This window comes from Advenella sp., assembly GCF_052108595.1.
Taxonomy (GTDB): Bacteria; Pseudomonadota; Gammaproteobacteria; order Burkholderiales; family Burkholderiaceae_B; genus Advenella.
Window position 1 is genome coordinate 20,123 of the sequence record NZ_JBQEAU010000037.1, and the last position, 14,003, is coordinate 34,125.

General features: G+C 55.1%; 13 protein-coding genes and 1 pseudogene. 6 read left to right on the forward strand and 8 right to left on the reverse strand.

All coding sequences use genetic code 11. The features are described 5' to 3' along the window. Positions 1-169: 169 nt before the first annotated feature. Together ACTIKR_RS08760 and ACTIKR_RS08765 are read right to left on the reverse strand one after the other, a co-directional pair. Positions 170-391: pseudogene (locus ACTIKR_RS08760) on the reverse strand (DUF1697 domain-containing protein); the annotation flags it as partial. A gap of 204 nt (positions 392-595) precedes the next feature. Next, a complete protein-coding gene (locus tag ACTIKR_RS08765; RefSeq protein WP_193090416.1) occupies positions 596-1,195 on the reverse strand; it encodes a TetR/AcrR family transcriptional regulator in 600 nt (199 codons plus the stop codon). 262 nt (positions 1,196-1,457) lie between these two features. Between ACTIKR_RS08765 and ACTIKR_RS08770 the strand changes: the two genes are divergently transcribed. Next, positions 1,458-2,219, forward strand: a complete 762-nt coding sequence (locus ACTIKR_RS08770; RefSeq protein WP_193090415.1) for an SDR family NAD(P)-dependent oxidoreductase — start codon at positions 1,458-1,460, stop codon at positions 2,217-2,219. Positions 2,220-2,619: 400 nt separating this feature from the next. Beyond that, entirely contained in the window at positions 2,620-3,594 is a 975-nt protein-coding gene (locus ACTIKR_RS08775; RefSeq protein WP_100699251.1) for a Bug family tripartite tricarboxylate transporter substrate binding protein, read from the forward strand. An 86-nt stretch (positions 3,595-3,680) separates the two neighbouring features. On the opposite strand, the gene ACTIKR_RS08780 is transcribed toward ACTIKR_RS08775, so the two are convergent. Beyond that, positions 3,681-4,616 carry a fumarylacetoacetate hydrolase family protein gene (locus ACTIKR_RS08780; RefSeq protein ID WP_100699250.1) on the reverse strand — a complete coding sequence of 312 codons (936 nt, stop codon included), beginning with the start codon at positions 4,614-4,616 and terminating at the stop codon, positions 3,681-3,683. Positions 4,617-4,788: 172 nt separating this feature from the next. On the opposite strand from ACTIKR_RS08780, the gene ACTIKR_RS08785 reads away from it, so the two are divergent. Continuing rightward, positions 4,789-5,568, forward strand: a complete 780-nt coding sequence (locus ACTIKR_RS08785) for a helix-turn-helix domain-containing protein (protein ID WP_193090414.1) — start codon at positions 4,789-4,791, stop codon at positions 5,566-5,568. Between the two features lie 415 nt (positions 5,569-5,983). On the opposite strand, the gene ACTIKR_RS08790 is transcribed toward ACTIKR_RS08785, so the two are convergent. The 5 genes from ACTIKR_RS08790 to ACTIKR_RS08810 all read right to left on the reverse strand — a co-directional run bounded on the left by ACTIKR_RS08790 (position 5,984) and on the right by ACTIKR_RS08810 (position 12,073). Further along, positions 5,984-7,573, reverse strand: coding sequence for an N-acyl-D-amino-acid deacylase family protein (locus ACTIKR_RS08790; protein WP_100699247.1), 1,590 nt, complete (start codon positions 7,571-7,573; stop codon positions 5,984-5,986). A gap of 54 nt (positions 7,574-7,627) precedes the next feature. Next, the gene (locus ACTIKR_RS08795) at positions 7,628-8,464 is read right to left on the reverse strand and encodes a Bug family tripartite tricarboxylate transporter substrate binding protein (protein WP_442327639.1); all 837 of its coding nucleotides are present in this window, start codon (positions 8,462-8,464) and stop codon (positions 7,628-7,630) included. 169 nt (positions 8,465-8,633) lie between these two features. Next, positions 8,634-9,623, reverse strand: a complete 990-nt coding sequence (locus ACTIKR_RS08800; protein WP_193090412.1) for a D-cysteine desulfhydrase — start codon at positions 9,621-9,623, stop codon at positions 8,634-8,636. A gap of 13 nt (positions 9,624-9,636) precedes the next feature. Beyond that, a complete protein-coding gene (locus ACTIKR_RS08805) occupies positions 9,637-10,536 on the reverse strand; it encodes an amino acid ABC transporter substrate-binding protein (protein WP_100699245.1) in 900 nt (299 codons plus the stop codon). A 124-nt stretch (positions 10,537-10,660) separates the two neighbouring features. After that, the gene (locus ACTIKR_RS08810) at positions 10,661-12,073 is read right to left on the reverse strand and encodes an aminotransferase-like domain-containing protein (RefSeq protein ID WP_193090411.1); all 1,413 of its coding nucleotides are present in this window, start codon (positions 12,071-12,073) and stop codon (positions 10,661-10,663) included. A 136-nt stretch (positions 12,074-12,209) separates the two neighbouring features. Between ACTIKR_RS08810 and ACTIKR_RS08815 the strand changes: the two genes are divergently transcribed. From ACTIKR_RS08815 to ACTIKR_RS08825, 3 genes are all read left to right on the forward strand, one after another. Beyond that, a complete protein-coding gene (locus tag ACTIKR_RS08815; RefSeq protein WP_442327640.1) occupies positions 12,210-12,623 on the forward strand; it encodes a RidA family protein in 414 nt (137 codons plus the stop codon). Continuing rightward, the gene (locus ACTIKR_RS08820; protein WP_193090410.1) at positions 12,620-13,543 is read left to right on the forward strand and encodes a dihydrodipicolinate synthase family protein; all 924 of its coding nucleotides are present in this window, start codon (positions 12,620-12,622) and stop codon (positions 13,541-13,543) included. Before ACTIKR_RS08815 ends, ACTIKR_RS08820 begins: the two co-directional genes overlap by 4 nt. A gap of 10 nt (positions 13,544-13,553) precedes the next feature. Beyond that, on the forward strand, positions 13,554-14,003 hold a 450-nt coding region (locus ACTIKR_RS08825; RefSeq protein WP_442327641.1), incomplete at its 3' end, for an ABC transporter permease subunit.

Below are 14,003 nucleotides of genomic sequence, written 5' to 3' on the forward strand. Positions count from 1 at the left end.
GTAATCCTGAGGGTTGTATTGGCCAGTTGATAGCGCGGTCTCCGGGCATTGAGATGACCGAAACGGCATGCGTGGTTGCAGGCCTGGTTGAGCCTGGGCAACCGATTACATCGTATTTTCGGGATGATATGGCAAATGTAATCGCTGGGCCATGCGCTTCAGCCAGCGGTACAGCAACGGGCTTGTCGGCATAGGTTTGCAGCCGCTTTTCAAGCGCCGCCTTTACCTGGACTTCCGATAGTTCGGTAGAAAAAACGACATTACCGCTGACGATATACGTTTGGACCGCTTCGAATCCCTCGGCGATACACATGGCTTTCAATTCGGCCATCGGCAGTTTGCCGGTTCCGCCAACGCTCACGGCGCGCAATAATGCAACATAGTTTGGCATCCTGTCTCCTTTTTCCGGGTCTGTCTGTGCATTTTGTCAGTGTATTCGGTCGGTGTTTTCTTTCCTTTCTATGTATGCTGTCTGTGCATGCCGGCAGTACATTACAAAAATGCATTAACGCTTGTTTATGAGCGATTTTTTTGTGCGTTCCTCGTAATCGTAGACCAATAAATAGCGTTGCCGCACTTCAATCTCCGATCACTATCAGGAACGTTTGGCGTTGCGGACAGGCCAGCTCAATAGCGCCTGTTCGGCAACCGATTGCAGCATGTCGCGGCTAAATCCTGCTTTGGCTTGCACCGCCATACCATGGAGCACAGCCATCAGAAATGCCGCAAGGGCTTCGGGTTTGGCGGTTTTGGGCAAATCACCTTCTGCCTTTGCCCGCTCGAAACGCTCACGAAGTTTGGCTTCGCCGGCTGCGCGGGCTTCTATCAATGCTTGTCGCAGCGGCTCGGCTTGGTCAGATCCGGCCATGACGCCATTGACGAGAAAGCACCCCATATGCTCAGGACTGCTCGTAGTCAGCTCGACCGAGCCAAACAGCAGGTGCGCCGCAACTTCCCTTGCGGTGGGCTTTGCGAGCGCTTCTGGAATAAAGCGCTGATGCTGCTCGTAATAGCGCTGCAGCGCCCGGCGAAAGAGGGCTTCTTTATTGCCGAACGCAGAGTACAGCGCAGGGCGCTCCACACCGGCGGCTTCGGTAAGGTCTGTATACGATGCGCCTTCATACCCCTTACGCCAAAAGACACAGAGTACGGCATCAAGTGCTTTGTCTACATCAAACTGACGACGGCGTCCCATTGAAGTTGATCCTTTTTTCTTAAACATAACAAGCATTACGAAAGTGCTTGACAGTATATCATACCGTCCGTTATCGTAATGATCATTACGATATGAATTATGGATGGGTGGTTCAAGCCGAAACGCCGCCTTGCATCATCCCTTATTGGTCCACATAACGTAAATCAGGGCTTATCAGCCTACTGAACGTAAACCCAGGACTTATCAGTCCATTAACGTACCCCCCGGACCCACCGGTCCATTTTTCAAAAAAGGAATTACCATGCACAAAGACCTCAACGGCAAAACCGTTCTTATTACCGGCGGCTCACGCGGACTTGGCGTCGCACTGGCACATGCGTTTGCCGATCGTGGCGCAGACGTGGCGATCAGCTACGCGACTTCGGCCGACAAGGCGGCAGCCGTCGTGGAAGCATTAAAGGCCAAGGGCGTGCGCGCCATTGCCATCCAGAGCGACCAGTCCGAACTGAAATCCGCTCAGCCGCTGATTGACGGCGTGATAGCGGCATTAGGCAGGCTGGACATTCTTGTGAACAATGCCGGCATCGCCATCCAGGGCCAGTTGGTGGACGATCCTGCGCTGGATGCAGAAAACTACAATCAGCAATGGCAGGTCAATGTCATGGGCACGATCGCCAATACGCGCGCCGCCGCGTCAAAACTGTCCGATGGAGGTCGGATTATCTTCATCGGTTCACGGCTTGGCACCAGCATACCCTTTGCTTCAGTGGCAGACTATGCCGGAACCAAAGCGGCGTTAGTCGGTTATGCGAAGGGTATTGCGCGTGATCTGGGATCGCGCAACATTACCGTGAATGTTGTCCAGCCAGGCATTATGCCAACTGATATGGCTGCCGAAGTCGCTAGTGAACTGCCAACGCGCGAGGCCATTCTGGACTTGCATCCGATCCGGCGCATTGCGACCCTGGAAGAGGTGGCCGAAACAGTCTGCTTTCTTGCCGGGCCTTCTGCAGGCTATATTACCGGCGAGACGCTGAGCATCTCTGGGGGTCTGGGGATCTGATATTTGATATTAAATATTGGATAAAGCACGCCTGCTGGCATAACGGTGGCAGGCGACAAAAACGCCGGCCGCGGGGAGGTCCCACCGGCGTTTTGTTTCGAAACTTGGGCGCCCTTACGATTAATACCATAAAACCCAGGTATCACTGCGAGCGGACGCGGGTGTTATCGCGTGAGGTTCGATTTAGCCGGTGTTGACTCCTGGACGGCTGGCAATTGTTCTCACGCGCAGTGGAAAAGGGCGGCAAATCGTCGCGTAGCATGGCTGCCTTTCGCATCAATAGCGCAGTATACATCTCATATTTTGATTCCGCCGCACGGAACGTCGCAAGGATTCCGTAGCAGTAAACGCCGAGGTGGCCATATGATGGGACAAAATCTGTTCATATGAGAGGGACGTTATGTCAAAGCGCTGTTTGAATATTGCCACGCTTATATTGGCCACATGTGCCACTGTTTGCATGTCGGCTGCGAGCTATGCCGCCTATCCGGAAAAACCGGTGAAAATTGTTGTGCCGTGGGAGGCAGGCGGTTCTGCCGATATGCTGGGGCGGCTGGTAGCCGAACGTCTCGGGAAATATACGGGCCAGTCCTTCGTTGTCGAAAACAAACCGGGGGCATCCGGCAATATTGGAACGCAACAGGTGGCGCGTTCGGCGCCGGATGGCTACACGCTGGTACTAGGCTCGATGAGCACTCATATCTTGCAGCCCGCCATCGGCCTGAAAGGGCCTTTCCAGCCTATCGATGATTTTACGCCAATTGCACGCTTGGGTTTTATCACGAACGTGCTAGCCGTCAGATCAGAATTGCCGGTTTCCTCAGCAGGCGAGCTGATCGATGCTGCAAAAAAACAGCCGGAAGGTCTGACCTACGCCTCCGCCGGAAACGGATCATTCAATCACCTGAGCGGTGCGCTGTTTGAACAATTGGCGGGAATCAGGTTGCTGCATGTGCCTTACAAAGGAGGATCCAAGGCGGCGCTGTCGACTGCGTCCGCTGAAACGGATGTTGTGTTTTCTTCATTGGGTTTGGTCAAACCGTATGTTGATAGCGGAAAATTGAAAATTCTTGCCGTAGCCGAAGGGCAGGCCAGCCCATTGCTGCCAGGCGTGCCTACCGTTGCTGATGTCGCACCCGGCTATCGTGTTTCCGTTTGGTATGCCTTGCTGGGCCCAAAAGGATTACCGCAGGACGTGACGGCCGCGCTGGACAAAGCGATGCACGATTTGAATAACGACAGTGAAATAAGAAGCCAGTTGGCTCGCAACGGCTTTGATCTTAATGTTGAGACCGGCGAGACGTTCAAGGAGGAAATGCGTAGCGATACCGAGCAATGGACCGAGTTTTCCCGCAAACACGGTATCGCGCCTTAAGCGCAGAACACACAACTTACGGATAATGTCCGTAAGTTGAAAAGGCCCCAACCGATGGGGCCCATTGTTTTTTAAGGGTCAGCGAATCAGCGTTGTTCGACCGGATTGATCAGTCTTCCGATCCCGGAAATTTTCACTTCTATCGGTCCACCCAGCTGGGTAAGATCAATATTCTGCACAGCTTTACCTTCCGACCCGGCGGCTTTGAGTGCAGTACCCATGGAAATAATGTCTCCTGGCTCCAGCGTCATGAAGGAAGAAATAAAAGCAATGGCGTCGGCCACTTTGTACGTCAGATTGGCTGTGTTGTCTTCTGTGATTAACTCACCCTTGTGCAGGCAGCTTACAGTAAGGTTATGTGGGTCGGGAATGGAATCGGCAGTGGCAATCCATGGTCCCATCGGACCGAACGTGTCCGTACCTTTGTAGCGGCCTGGGTATGAGACCCAACTATCCTTGTATTCAATGCCGGTGCTGCCATCTGCCTTCGGATGTATGGCGCGGTAGTGGAACGTGTCCTCACCCCGCATCAATGGTGCGGTCAGGTCATTGATAATGCTGTAGCCAAAGACATGATCCAAAGCGTTTTCTTTTTGGATGTCTGCGCCGCCGGTGCCGATGATAACAGTCAATTCCGGCTCGGGATGAACTCGGCCAAAGCTTTCCCGTAAGCGAATCGGCTGACCGTGGCCCACCAATGATGAAGAGGGTTTGATAAAGGTCGCCGGATGGCTGGGGCCCTTCATGATCCGGTCTTTGTTCGCGCTGTTATTGAGCGCCAGGCAAACGATTTTCCCGGGACGGGGTACGGGAGGAAGCCATTTGAGGGCGTCGACGTCTTGACCGTGCCGCCCTTCAATTGCTGTGGCGATGGCCTTGAGTATAGGCTGGCCGTGGCTTATTACTTGAAGGATATCGGTGGGGGCATCCGACATAACGTCGGCTAAAACGGTTGCCTGGTCATCTGTCATACTTGCCACAAGCAACGGGATGCCTTCGCGTTCGATTGTTCCAATTTTCATGGGATTCCTAAATGTAGTTGAAGTCTCGTTAGTCCGTAGTCCAGTATAAGCAGCATCTGGCTTTTATCCGTTACAGATATTCATTTATTCCGTGGGGAGGAATTGGCGCGGTCTGTAACCCATGGGGCCATGCCATAATCTACTTTCATCTTAACAATGCTCATGCAGAAAAATGGCGACACAACAATCCATGTTACTCGTGGTTCGAACGCTTGAACTATTGCGCGCAATGAACAGACAGCCTGCCAGCACGCTGGTCAGCCTGCAGCAAGAAACAGGGATGCCCAAGACGACCATACACCGCTTGTTGGCGACGTTGAAAAATGAAGGGTATGTACGCTCTGACGTGGTAAGAGGCATTTACTCGCTCACAGAAAAGGTACGGTTGCTGAGCGAGGGTTTTAGCGAGCATGAAACCATCGTGGAGCAGGCGATTCCCATTTTGCTGCGTACCACCAGAGAAACGGGTCTTCCCTTTGCAATCGGCATTGCAGAGCATAGTCACATGGTCGTGCGATACAGCAGCATGCCATATAGTCCTATCGGGCCAATGCACACGACAGTTGGCAATACGCATAGCATGCTTGATTCGGCTCTGGGGCAGGTGTATTTGGCTTTCTGTAATGACGAGGAACGCGAGCGTTTGATCGCATGGCATGAAACCGGGGAATTAAGCGAGAACGAGTGGCGCTCAGTAGAGCGCGGTCTGCGCGCGCAGCTGGCGCTCGTAAAATCGCAGAAGTATGCTTTGCGCTTGCCCAACAAGCAACACCAAAATGCGACGCTTGCAGTGCCCGTTTTGCATGAGCGCAGGATACTGGCAGTGCTGTCGGTTACGACTTTCCCCAGTGTATTGATTGGAGCGAAAACAGGGGAATTGGCCAACTCGATGGCCCGCGTTGCAGATGAGGTAGCGTGCTTGTCTATAACTGCACAGCAGTTTCTGGATTGATGTTCTTGCGCCAAAGGGTGGCGTGCTTAATAGAGATTAATTTGTTTTTATCGCAGGCACTTACAATATGGCCCCACTCGTTGCACAGCCGTTGTCAAAACGGTCCAGGGTGCAAAATCGGGTCGGCATGGCTAGTATTTATATTTCTGAAGTCGGGAGCCTGAACAAATTTATCCAGATCACAGCTCACGACAATTATGCCGCAATAGAAGCGCTTAAGCAGAGATTGGCAGCAAATGCTGAGTGGCGCGTTTCGCAATCATGCGGACGATCTTGTTGTTTCCCAAACCACGAAAATAGTCCGACAAATACAAATGTCATAAAGGGCATTCGCGAAGCGATAGGGCAGTGATTGACGACCCCGGCACCGTGTTCTACTTCACAAACCAGTCCGTCTCAACATCAATAATCGGGCTTAGCATCTGCGAACTGCAGTACCCGCAAGATCGCCGGTCGCCGCTCCATCGGCCAAACTGGGACGTCCATTCACAAATACCCATTCGATGCCACTGGCGAACTGTCGCGGATTTTCATAAGTGGCGTTCGCTTGTACATTGGCGGGATCAAAGACAGTGATGTTAGCCCGATAACCTTGCTTGAGCAGCCCCATATCGCCGAGCTTAAATGTGCGCGCCGTGTAGCCGGTCATTTTGAATATACTTTCTTCAAGCGTCATCCACCCTTTGTCGCGTACGAGTTCCCCCAGGACTTTCGGGAATGTTCCGTATTGACGCGGATGCGGGTGATCGCCGACGTCCAGGCCGTCACTGCCGATCATGCTGTGTGCGTGCGTGAGCACATTCCGAAGGTCCTCGTCACACGAGTTTTGCATAATTTGGCCAACTTCGCCTTGTTCTGCCAGCATCAGGTCAAAGACAAATTCGCAGACCTCCTGGCCTGCCTGTTGCGCGGCTTCGAGTACCGTCAGGCCGACGTAGGCCTGGCGTTCGGCGTGCTTGAGATAGGAGATGGAAATGTTGTGCCAGCCCAGGGCCGCGATACGGTTTTCCCAACCTGGGAGGCCATGCGTCCAGTCGTGCCTGATGCGCGTGCGGCATTCGTGCGATGCCAATCTTTCCATCATCGCGTCCCGCCCGCCATCCAGTACCCAGGGTGGAAACAACATGGACAGGGTCGTGCTGCCGGCCAGGTAGGGGTACATATCAGAATACGTCCTGATACCGTGTTGGCGGGCCTTGTCCAGCTTGGCAAGCGACAGACGTGTCTTGCCGAAGTTTCTCGTACCGCTAGTCTTGTGATGAGAGATCAGCAACGGAATATGCGCACGCAGGGCAACATCCACAGACTCGTCAACGGATTGGAGCAGCCCATCTACCTGGTCCCGCATATGGGTCGCATACAACCCGCCATAGTCATTGGAAATGCCTGCCAGAGCAACGAGTTCGTCCGAATCGGCGTAGACGCCAGGTACATAACAAAGGCCTGATGACAAACCTAGCGAGCCCTGTTGCATTGTCCGATGAAGCAGGGCCTTCATGGATTCGAGTTCGGCCGGGGTTGGTGCTCGCGCCTCAAGCCCCATAACCGCAGCACGCAGCGCACCGTGTCCTGTCAGTGTGGCGACGTTGACGGCGGCGCCTTGCCTGAATACGCGCTCGAAGTAACCGTCGAGGTCCTCCCATTCCCACTCAATGGTGGGGTGGCCGAAGATGGGGGCAGCCTGTTCACGGAACGCAGCCGCGTTCGCACCAGCCAATGGAAAAGTGGACCATCCGCAGTTTCCTAGCACCTCGGTGGTTACGCCCTGACGAACCTTGCTTTCAGCGCCGGGGTTGGCAATCAGGGAGAGTTCCGAGTGGCAGTGGCAGTCGATGAATCCGGGCGCGATGATCCGCCCGCTACAGTCGATTCGCCTTGCGGCCGATTCGTCTGTCAAATCGCCGATTGCGGATATACGGCCGTCTTTTAAGGCAACATCGCCGGTTGCGCGTGGTTTGCCGCTGCCATCAATGATTGAACCGTGAGAGAGAATGAAGTCGTGCATAAGTGATAGGGATACCTTGGGGTTGGGTGAGCGCGATCAAGTACGCGGCCCGTATTATTGTTTTTCGATTTTGGCGCTTTCGATAAGCTGCGCCCATTTATGCTGCTCCTGGGCGATCAACTCGCTGTACTCTTGCTGAGATCCCGGGGTGGGAGTGGCAAAGGAGTGCTTTAGCGTTGCCTGTACCGTGGGTGAACGCATCGCTGTGTTGAGCGTTTCACTTATTTTCATGACAATGTCCTTGGGCGTACCGGCTGGGGCGATCAGTCCACCCCAGGCGCTATTCTCATAATCTTTGAGGCCGCTTTCCGCGAGGGTCGGTATTGAGGAATCCATCTCCGCGCGCTCGCTGGTTGTAATTGCCAGTGCACGCAGCTTGCCGCTTTCAACCATCGGGTATGCGACCGTGGCATTAGTGAACGTATAGTCAAGCCGGCCTCCCACCAGGTCTGTCAGTGATTGAGGATCGCCGGTATACGGAATAAATTGGCTATCAATGCCGCTGAGATCTTTGAAGAGCTCACCCCCCATATGGCCGCTGCTTCCGATGTTGGAGGCTGCCCATGTCATCTGGCCCGGGGATTTTTTGGCGGCGGCAATCAGTTCGGCGATCGTTTTGTAGGGGGAATCCTTTCGCACCACGACTAGATTGGGTACTGTATACATCGGGCCGGCCGGGACAAAATCTCGGTTCACGTCGTATGTAAGTTTCTTGAACAACGCGGGATTAATAGCCAGGTTATTGATATTTCCATAACTCAGCGTGTAGCCATCAGGCGCTGAACGTTTCAAATGCGATAGCGCGATCGCGCCTGCGGCACCCGGCCGATTCTCGATGATGAAAGATTGGCCGGTGATTTTGGCCAACTCGGCGGCGACGGCTCGCGTCAATACATCAGATGCCGCGCCAGGTGTCGACGGCAGCACAATGGTAACCGGCTTTGTCGGCCAGGCAGTCTCGGTGGCGTGGCTGCATTGCAAGCTTGATATTACACCCAAGGAGACAATAAATGCGCAAATTATTTGGTTCATGATTCTTCCTTTTAGAATGGAAAACAAGCTAGAGCAAAGAGGTGTAAGCAGACAGTACGGCTGCGCCGCCGGTGTGCAGGAAAACAATGTTCTGGTCCGCAGAAAACCTACCCGAATGAATATCAGCGATCAAGCCTGCCATGGCCTTGCCTGTGTACACAGGATCCAACAGGATGCCTTCTTGTCGTCCCAGGAGCTTGATGGCATCCAGGGCTTCGGGGGTTGCGATACCATATCCGTCGCCGATATGAGTGTCATCGACCTCTATCCGGTCGGCGCGTACGGAGGGTGCATCCATCAGGCTCGCAGTCTGGTTGGCGATGGCATGAACGATTGCCGACATGCGATTCGAATCGAATCGCACGCTATAGCCTCGCACCCGGGTATGTTTGTGACGGCACAGTGCGGCAACCAGGCCCGCTTGCGTTCCGCCACTTCCGGCCGCATGCACAATGTAGTCGACCTTAATTCCCAGATCGGACGCCTGGGTAGTGATTTCATGTGCGCAGCCAACATACCCCATCGCGCCCAATGGGCTTGAACCTCCAGCGGCGACGACGTAGGGTTTGCGCCCTTGCTGGATCAATTGCGTTTCCAGCTCGGCAACAGCTGTCGCAATGTTCGCGCCTGCAGGCAACTCCTCGCAGAGCGTCGCGCCGAGCACTCGGTTCAGGAGCGCATTGCCTGCCCGGTAATATTCGGCGGGTTGCCCTTGCAAGCGTCGTTCCAGCAGCAATATGCAGTCCAGGCCCAACTGGGCGGCAGCCGCCGCGGTTTGCCGGGCATGATTCGACTGGGTCGCGCCCGTCGCAATCAGGGTATCGGCACCCTGGGCGAGCGCGTCAGCTGCCAGATACTCCAGTTTGCGAGCCTTGTTGCCGCCGCCGGCCAGACCTGTGAGGTCGTCGCGCTTGATAAATATCTTCGGCCCGCCCAGATGGTCAGACAGTCGCGAGAGCGGCTGCAGGGGCGTTGCATGTTCAGTGAAGCCGATTCTGGGAAATGCATTCCATTTCATGTGGCAGCGCTCGTTATTGGTATGAGGCAGCGTCGGTGCTGTCGGTAGGAGTGGCAATGGCGCGTCGCAGTGCTGGACTCATGGGGACCCGTAAGTTGATGGATTTGGGTGGAATCGCCGACTCGAACCATTTGGCATAAATGCCGTCGATGGTATTACTTGCAAATGTGGATTTGAGCACATCGTCCACCAGTCTCTTGAAGGAGGCATCCCCCTTTCTCATCATTAGGGCGTACGGCTCGACCGACAGGGGGGTCTTGGAAATCACGTATGCATCCGGCGTTTTTGCGTTGGCCACCAGACCGGCAAGTGTAATGTCGTCCAGGAAGAATGCGGCTGCCCTGTCGGTTTCCATCATCAGGAAGCCTTCGGCAAAATCGCGTGCCGGCGCGATACGCATGCCGTATTTGTGCGCGACGTTCAGGGCCGTGATCTGCCGAATGTTTGACGAACCCGCCGTGGCGACAACCGCCTTGCCGGCCAGAGAACTCAGATCAGCCAGGTTGGCGCTTTTCTTGGAGACAAATCGTGTGCTGGACACAAAGATGGTTGATGAGAAGGCGACCTGTTTCTGGCGCTCGACTGTATTCGAGGTGGTGCCGCACTCCAGGTCGATTGTGCCATTGGCCATGAGCGGGATACGGTTGGAAGAGGCTATGGGTACCATCCTGATCTTGAGATCGGGCTGATTGAGGTGGGTCTTTATTCCTTCTACGACTTTAAGGCAGAGGTCGACCGAATAGCCAACAAACTGGTGTGATGCATCGAGATAGGAAAAGGGTTGTGCGGTTTCCCGAACGCCCAGCGCGATCTCGTTCTTTTGCTTGATTTTGCTGAGTGTGTCAACTGGCTGGGCGGTTGCGCACGTGCTGGCGATCAGCGTAAGGGCTGCGACAAACATTGAAGTTTTCATGGGTGTCTTCTCCGGTGCCGCAGCGTGAATCGCTCACGGACTTCTTATTGTATCGTTACAAAACGATGAAATTCAATTATCAATCGATACATAAAGAAAGTCAATGGTATATACTGCTGGCGGACTAGGGGAAAATCCCAATGAAGGGGGGGTGTGGTTCTTCATTCAGCATGTCTGCAATAAGTAATCCAAAGTTGCGCAGCTCGGCTCTGTCCTGTGCTGCGCTGACGCTGATGCGCACGGCGTTGTCTACGGCGGGAAGACTCGTGGCAAAGGCTTCTGAGTGGGCAACTCGATAGCCCATCGTTTCTACCCGTCGGCAAAACTGGCTCGCAGTCCATGGATCGGGAAGTCGCAACCACGCATGGGAGCTAAACGCACTTGTCTGCAAATCGAATCCGGCAAGCGCCTGAGCAAGCGCCTTGTTTCGTTCGCCCAGCTCAAGCCTGTTCTCTTGCAGTACCCGTTCGGCACTTCCTGAAGTGACAAGTTGGGCTGCCACCTCAGCTGAGATTGGCGAGGCCATCCAGGTTGTGGCGCGTACCGCCTCGATTGCTGCTGCTGTTAGCTGGCGTGGTGTTTCCATGTAGCCTACACGCAACCCAGGGCCCAGGGATTTGGAAAAGCTGGTAATTCTGATGGTCAGTTCCGGAGCCAGGGATGCCAGGGTAGGCAGGGAGGTCTGCGCAAGACACCCGTACACATCGTCCTCCAGCAGGAAAATGCCGGCCCGCTTTGCAATGTCGGCGATCTCCATTCGTCGGTCTGCCGGGATCGTTGCTGTTGTCGGGTTGTGGATATTGGGCACACAGACAAGGCCTTTGATCGGGTGTGTCGCGATTGCTTCGCGCAGGGAATCTGGTACCAGGCCGTGCTCGTCGATGTCGATAGGCACTAAGTTGAGCCCTAGCCGGGGCGCCAGGGTTCTCAGGCCCGTATAGGTCAGTTGCTCCGTGGCGATAGAGTCGCCGGCCTTGCTGCATGCCAGCAAACCGCATAAAAGCGCGTGTTGTGCGCCATCTGTCACGACTACCCGGGCAGGGTCTACGGGAGTATCGGCGTTGCGGCTGAGCCACTGGGCGCCAGCCTGGCGGTGGGTGGCGCGTCCGGCCGGGTCATCGTAGCGCAGGAGCTCACCAAAGGTGGGCGATTGGTGCAACACTGACAGCGCCTGCCCGATGTCGTTTCCCCAGCTTTTCAATGCAGCCTGGTGACCACGCAGATCTGCCATTCGATTTCTGGCAGTGGTTGCGCCAGCTGCTGCCTCAACGACATCTGCTGTGGCCGGATCCTTCACGCGCGTGCCGCGGCGCGCGCCGGTTTCGAGCAACTTTGCTCTTACGACCTCGCCGAATGCGCGGGACACAGTGCCAACGGTCACGCCAAGCTGGGATGACAGTTGGCGGTTTGGCGGTAGCTGGTCGCCGGGCTTGAGCTTGCCGCTACGGATGTCCTGAATGAGGGCCTGGGCGATTCTTTTGTACATCGGTCCGCTGGTTGCAGACAGATCTGGCGCCCAGTCGTTTGAGCTTTGCATATATTGCCTTTTTCGATTCGTAGCCTTAGCGCAAGGCTTGACAGGAATAAATGTACCCGTCTATTATCGGAACAATCTATTTTGTATCGATACAAAATGGAATAATGTGTGATACAAAACAATTAACCTATTTTACATGGAAAATAACATGCTGAAGATGATCCATACGCCGCGCGATAAGGCTTGCGGCGGCCACTATTCGCACGCGGTTCGCGCCGGAGACTTTATCTTTGTGTCGGGACAGACGCCGCGCGACGGCTTGCGTGCGGTAGTTGGAGAGACTATTGAAGAACAAACGGCGGTCACCCTCGAAAACGTGCGTCTGACGCTCGAGGCTGCAGGCGGTGTGCTGGAGGATGTGGTCAAGGTTGGTGTTTTTCTGAGTGACCTTGCAGATGCCGCTTGCTTCGATAAGGTCTACGCCAGACATTTTCCGACCTTCCGGCCGGCACGAACCACGGTAGGCTGCAAGCTCAACGGTGTGCAGGTCGAGATCGATGTGGTGGCTTACGTTCCCTTGTCGGCCCGTAAGCAGGAGGTGGTGCTATGAACCCGATTCTTCATGGCGTGATTCCCGCCGTGCCGACGCCATTGCGTGCTGATGGCCAGCCTGATACAGCAAAGCTTGTGGCGTTCATCGGCGATCTGTTCGATGCCGGTTGCCAGGGGGTTAATTTGCTAGGAACGACCGGAGAGGCGACGTCTTTTGACCGAACCACGCGTTTGCAGGTCATGGAAGCGGTGGCAACGGCCGGCCTGGCGCAGCGGATGATGGTCGGCACCGGTGGCGCTGCATTGGCTGACGCAGTTGCCTTGACCCAAGCGGCCGACACGATGGGCTTTGCCGGCGCGCTTCTGTTGCCTCCTTTTTATTACAAGGGTGTTGGCGACAGCGCGCTAGTGCAGTATGTTGAGACCCTGGCGGAGCGCGCGAGCCTGCAGCGCAGCAGATTGTATCTTTACAACATCCCGCAATTTACCGGCCTGAAGTACTCGCTGGATGTGATCGAACGTCTGACACGCAGTCTTGGCGCATTACTGGCGGGCATAAAGGATAGCTCTGGCGATTTGCCGTATGCCGAGGTGGTAGCGACAAATTTCAGCCAGCTTGCCGTGTTTCCGAGTGATGAAGCGACGCTCAGGGACGGTGCCAGGAAAAAATTTGCCGGCTGCATATCTGCTTCGGTGAATGTATTCCCGCATCTGGCATGCGCGGCCTATCAGGCCGGTGTGGATACGTCCGATGAAATCTATAGCCCGATGGTCAATGCGCGCAAGGCCTTGACCAGTGTTCCCCTGGTGCCGGCGGTGAAGGCCGCTCTGGCCTGGCAGCGCCAGGACGAAAGTTGGGCAACGATGAAACTGCCCCTGGTTCCCCTGAGTTCAATGCAGCGTGCCCAGTTGCAAAACGGACTGGCTGCAGCCCAGCCTAACCGGCACAACAGCGACCAAGACCGTCTGGCCATTTAGAGAGGCAACAATGAACTACCACTGGAACTGGATGATTTTTGCAGAGCCCGCGCCGGATGGAACAGGCACCTACATGGACAGCCTGTTGTCGGGACTGAGCTGGACGCTCACCACCGCACTGCTGGCCTGGGCCATTGCAATGGTGTTGGGCGTGGTCGTTGGCGTTTTGAAAACCACAGAGTCAGCGACAGCTCGCCGACTGGCGTTTGCCTACATTGAGCTGTTTCGCAATATTCCGCTATTGGTCCAGATGTTTGTCTGGTATTTTGTGATCCCCGAGCTCTTGCCAGGTGCGATGGGTTACTGGATCAAAACCTTGTCTAACGGTCCCTTTGTCGCCGCTGTTGTGTGTCTTGGGTTCTTTGCGTCGGCCCGGGTTGCGGTCCAGGTATCGGCGGGTATCGACGCCTTGCCACGTGGTCAGCGTGCGGCAGCCAAAGCGCTTGGACTGCGGACATGG

What these genes read in the sequence shown, in the direction of transcription:
- ACTIKR_RS08765 (WP_193090416.1), bottom strand. Translation starts at nt 1,195, where the DNA reads ATGGGACGCCGTCGTCAGTTTGATGTAGACAAAGCACTTGATGCCGTA.
- ACTIKR_RS08770 (WP_193090415.1), top strand. Translation starts at nt 1,458, where the DNA reads ATGCACAAAGACCTCAACGGCAAAACCGTTCTTATTACCGGCGGCTCA.
- ACTIKR_RS08775 (WP_100699251.1), top strand. Translation starts at nt 2,620, where the DNA reads ATGTCAAAGCGCTGTTTGAATATTGCCACGCTTATATTGGCCACATGT.
- ACTIKR_RS08780 (WP_100699250.1), bottom strand. Translation starts at nt 4,616, where the DNA reads ATGAAAATTGGAACAATCGAACGCGAAGGCATCCCGTTGCTTGTGGCA.
- ACTIKR_RS08785 (WP_193090414.1), top strand. Translation starts at nt 4,789, where the DNA reads ATGGCGACACAACAATCCATGTTACTCGTGGTTCGAACGCTTGAACTA.
- ACTIKR_RS08790 (WP_100699247.1), bottom strand. Translation starts at nt 7,573, where the DNA reads ATGCACGACTTCATTCTCTCTCACGGTTCAATCATTGATGGCAGCGGC.
- ACTIKR_RS08800 (WP_193090412.1), bottom strand. Translation starts at nt 9,623, where the DNA reads ATGAAATGGAATGCATTTCCCAGAATCGGCTTCACTGAACATGCAACG.
- ACTIKR_RS08805 (WP_100699245.1), bottom strand. Translation starts at nt 10,536, where the DNA reads ATGAAAACTTCAATGTTTGTCGCAGCCCTTACGCTGATCGCCAGCACG.
- ACTIKR_RS08810 (WP_193090411.1), bottom strand. Translation starts at nt 12,073, where the DNA reads ATGCAAAGCTCAAACGACTGGGCGCCAGATCTGTCTGCAACCAGCGGA.
- ACTIKR_RS08815 (WP_442327640.1), top strand. Translation starts at nt 12,210, where the DNA reads ATGGAAAATAACATGCTGAAGATGATCCATACGCCGCGCGATAAGGCT.
- ACTIKR_RS08820 (WP_193090410.1), top strand. Translation starts at nt 12,620, where the DNA reads ATGAACCCGATTCTTCATGGCGTGATTCCCGCCGTGCCGACGCCATTG.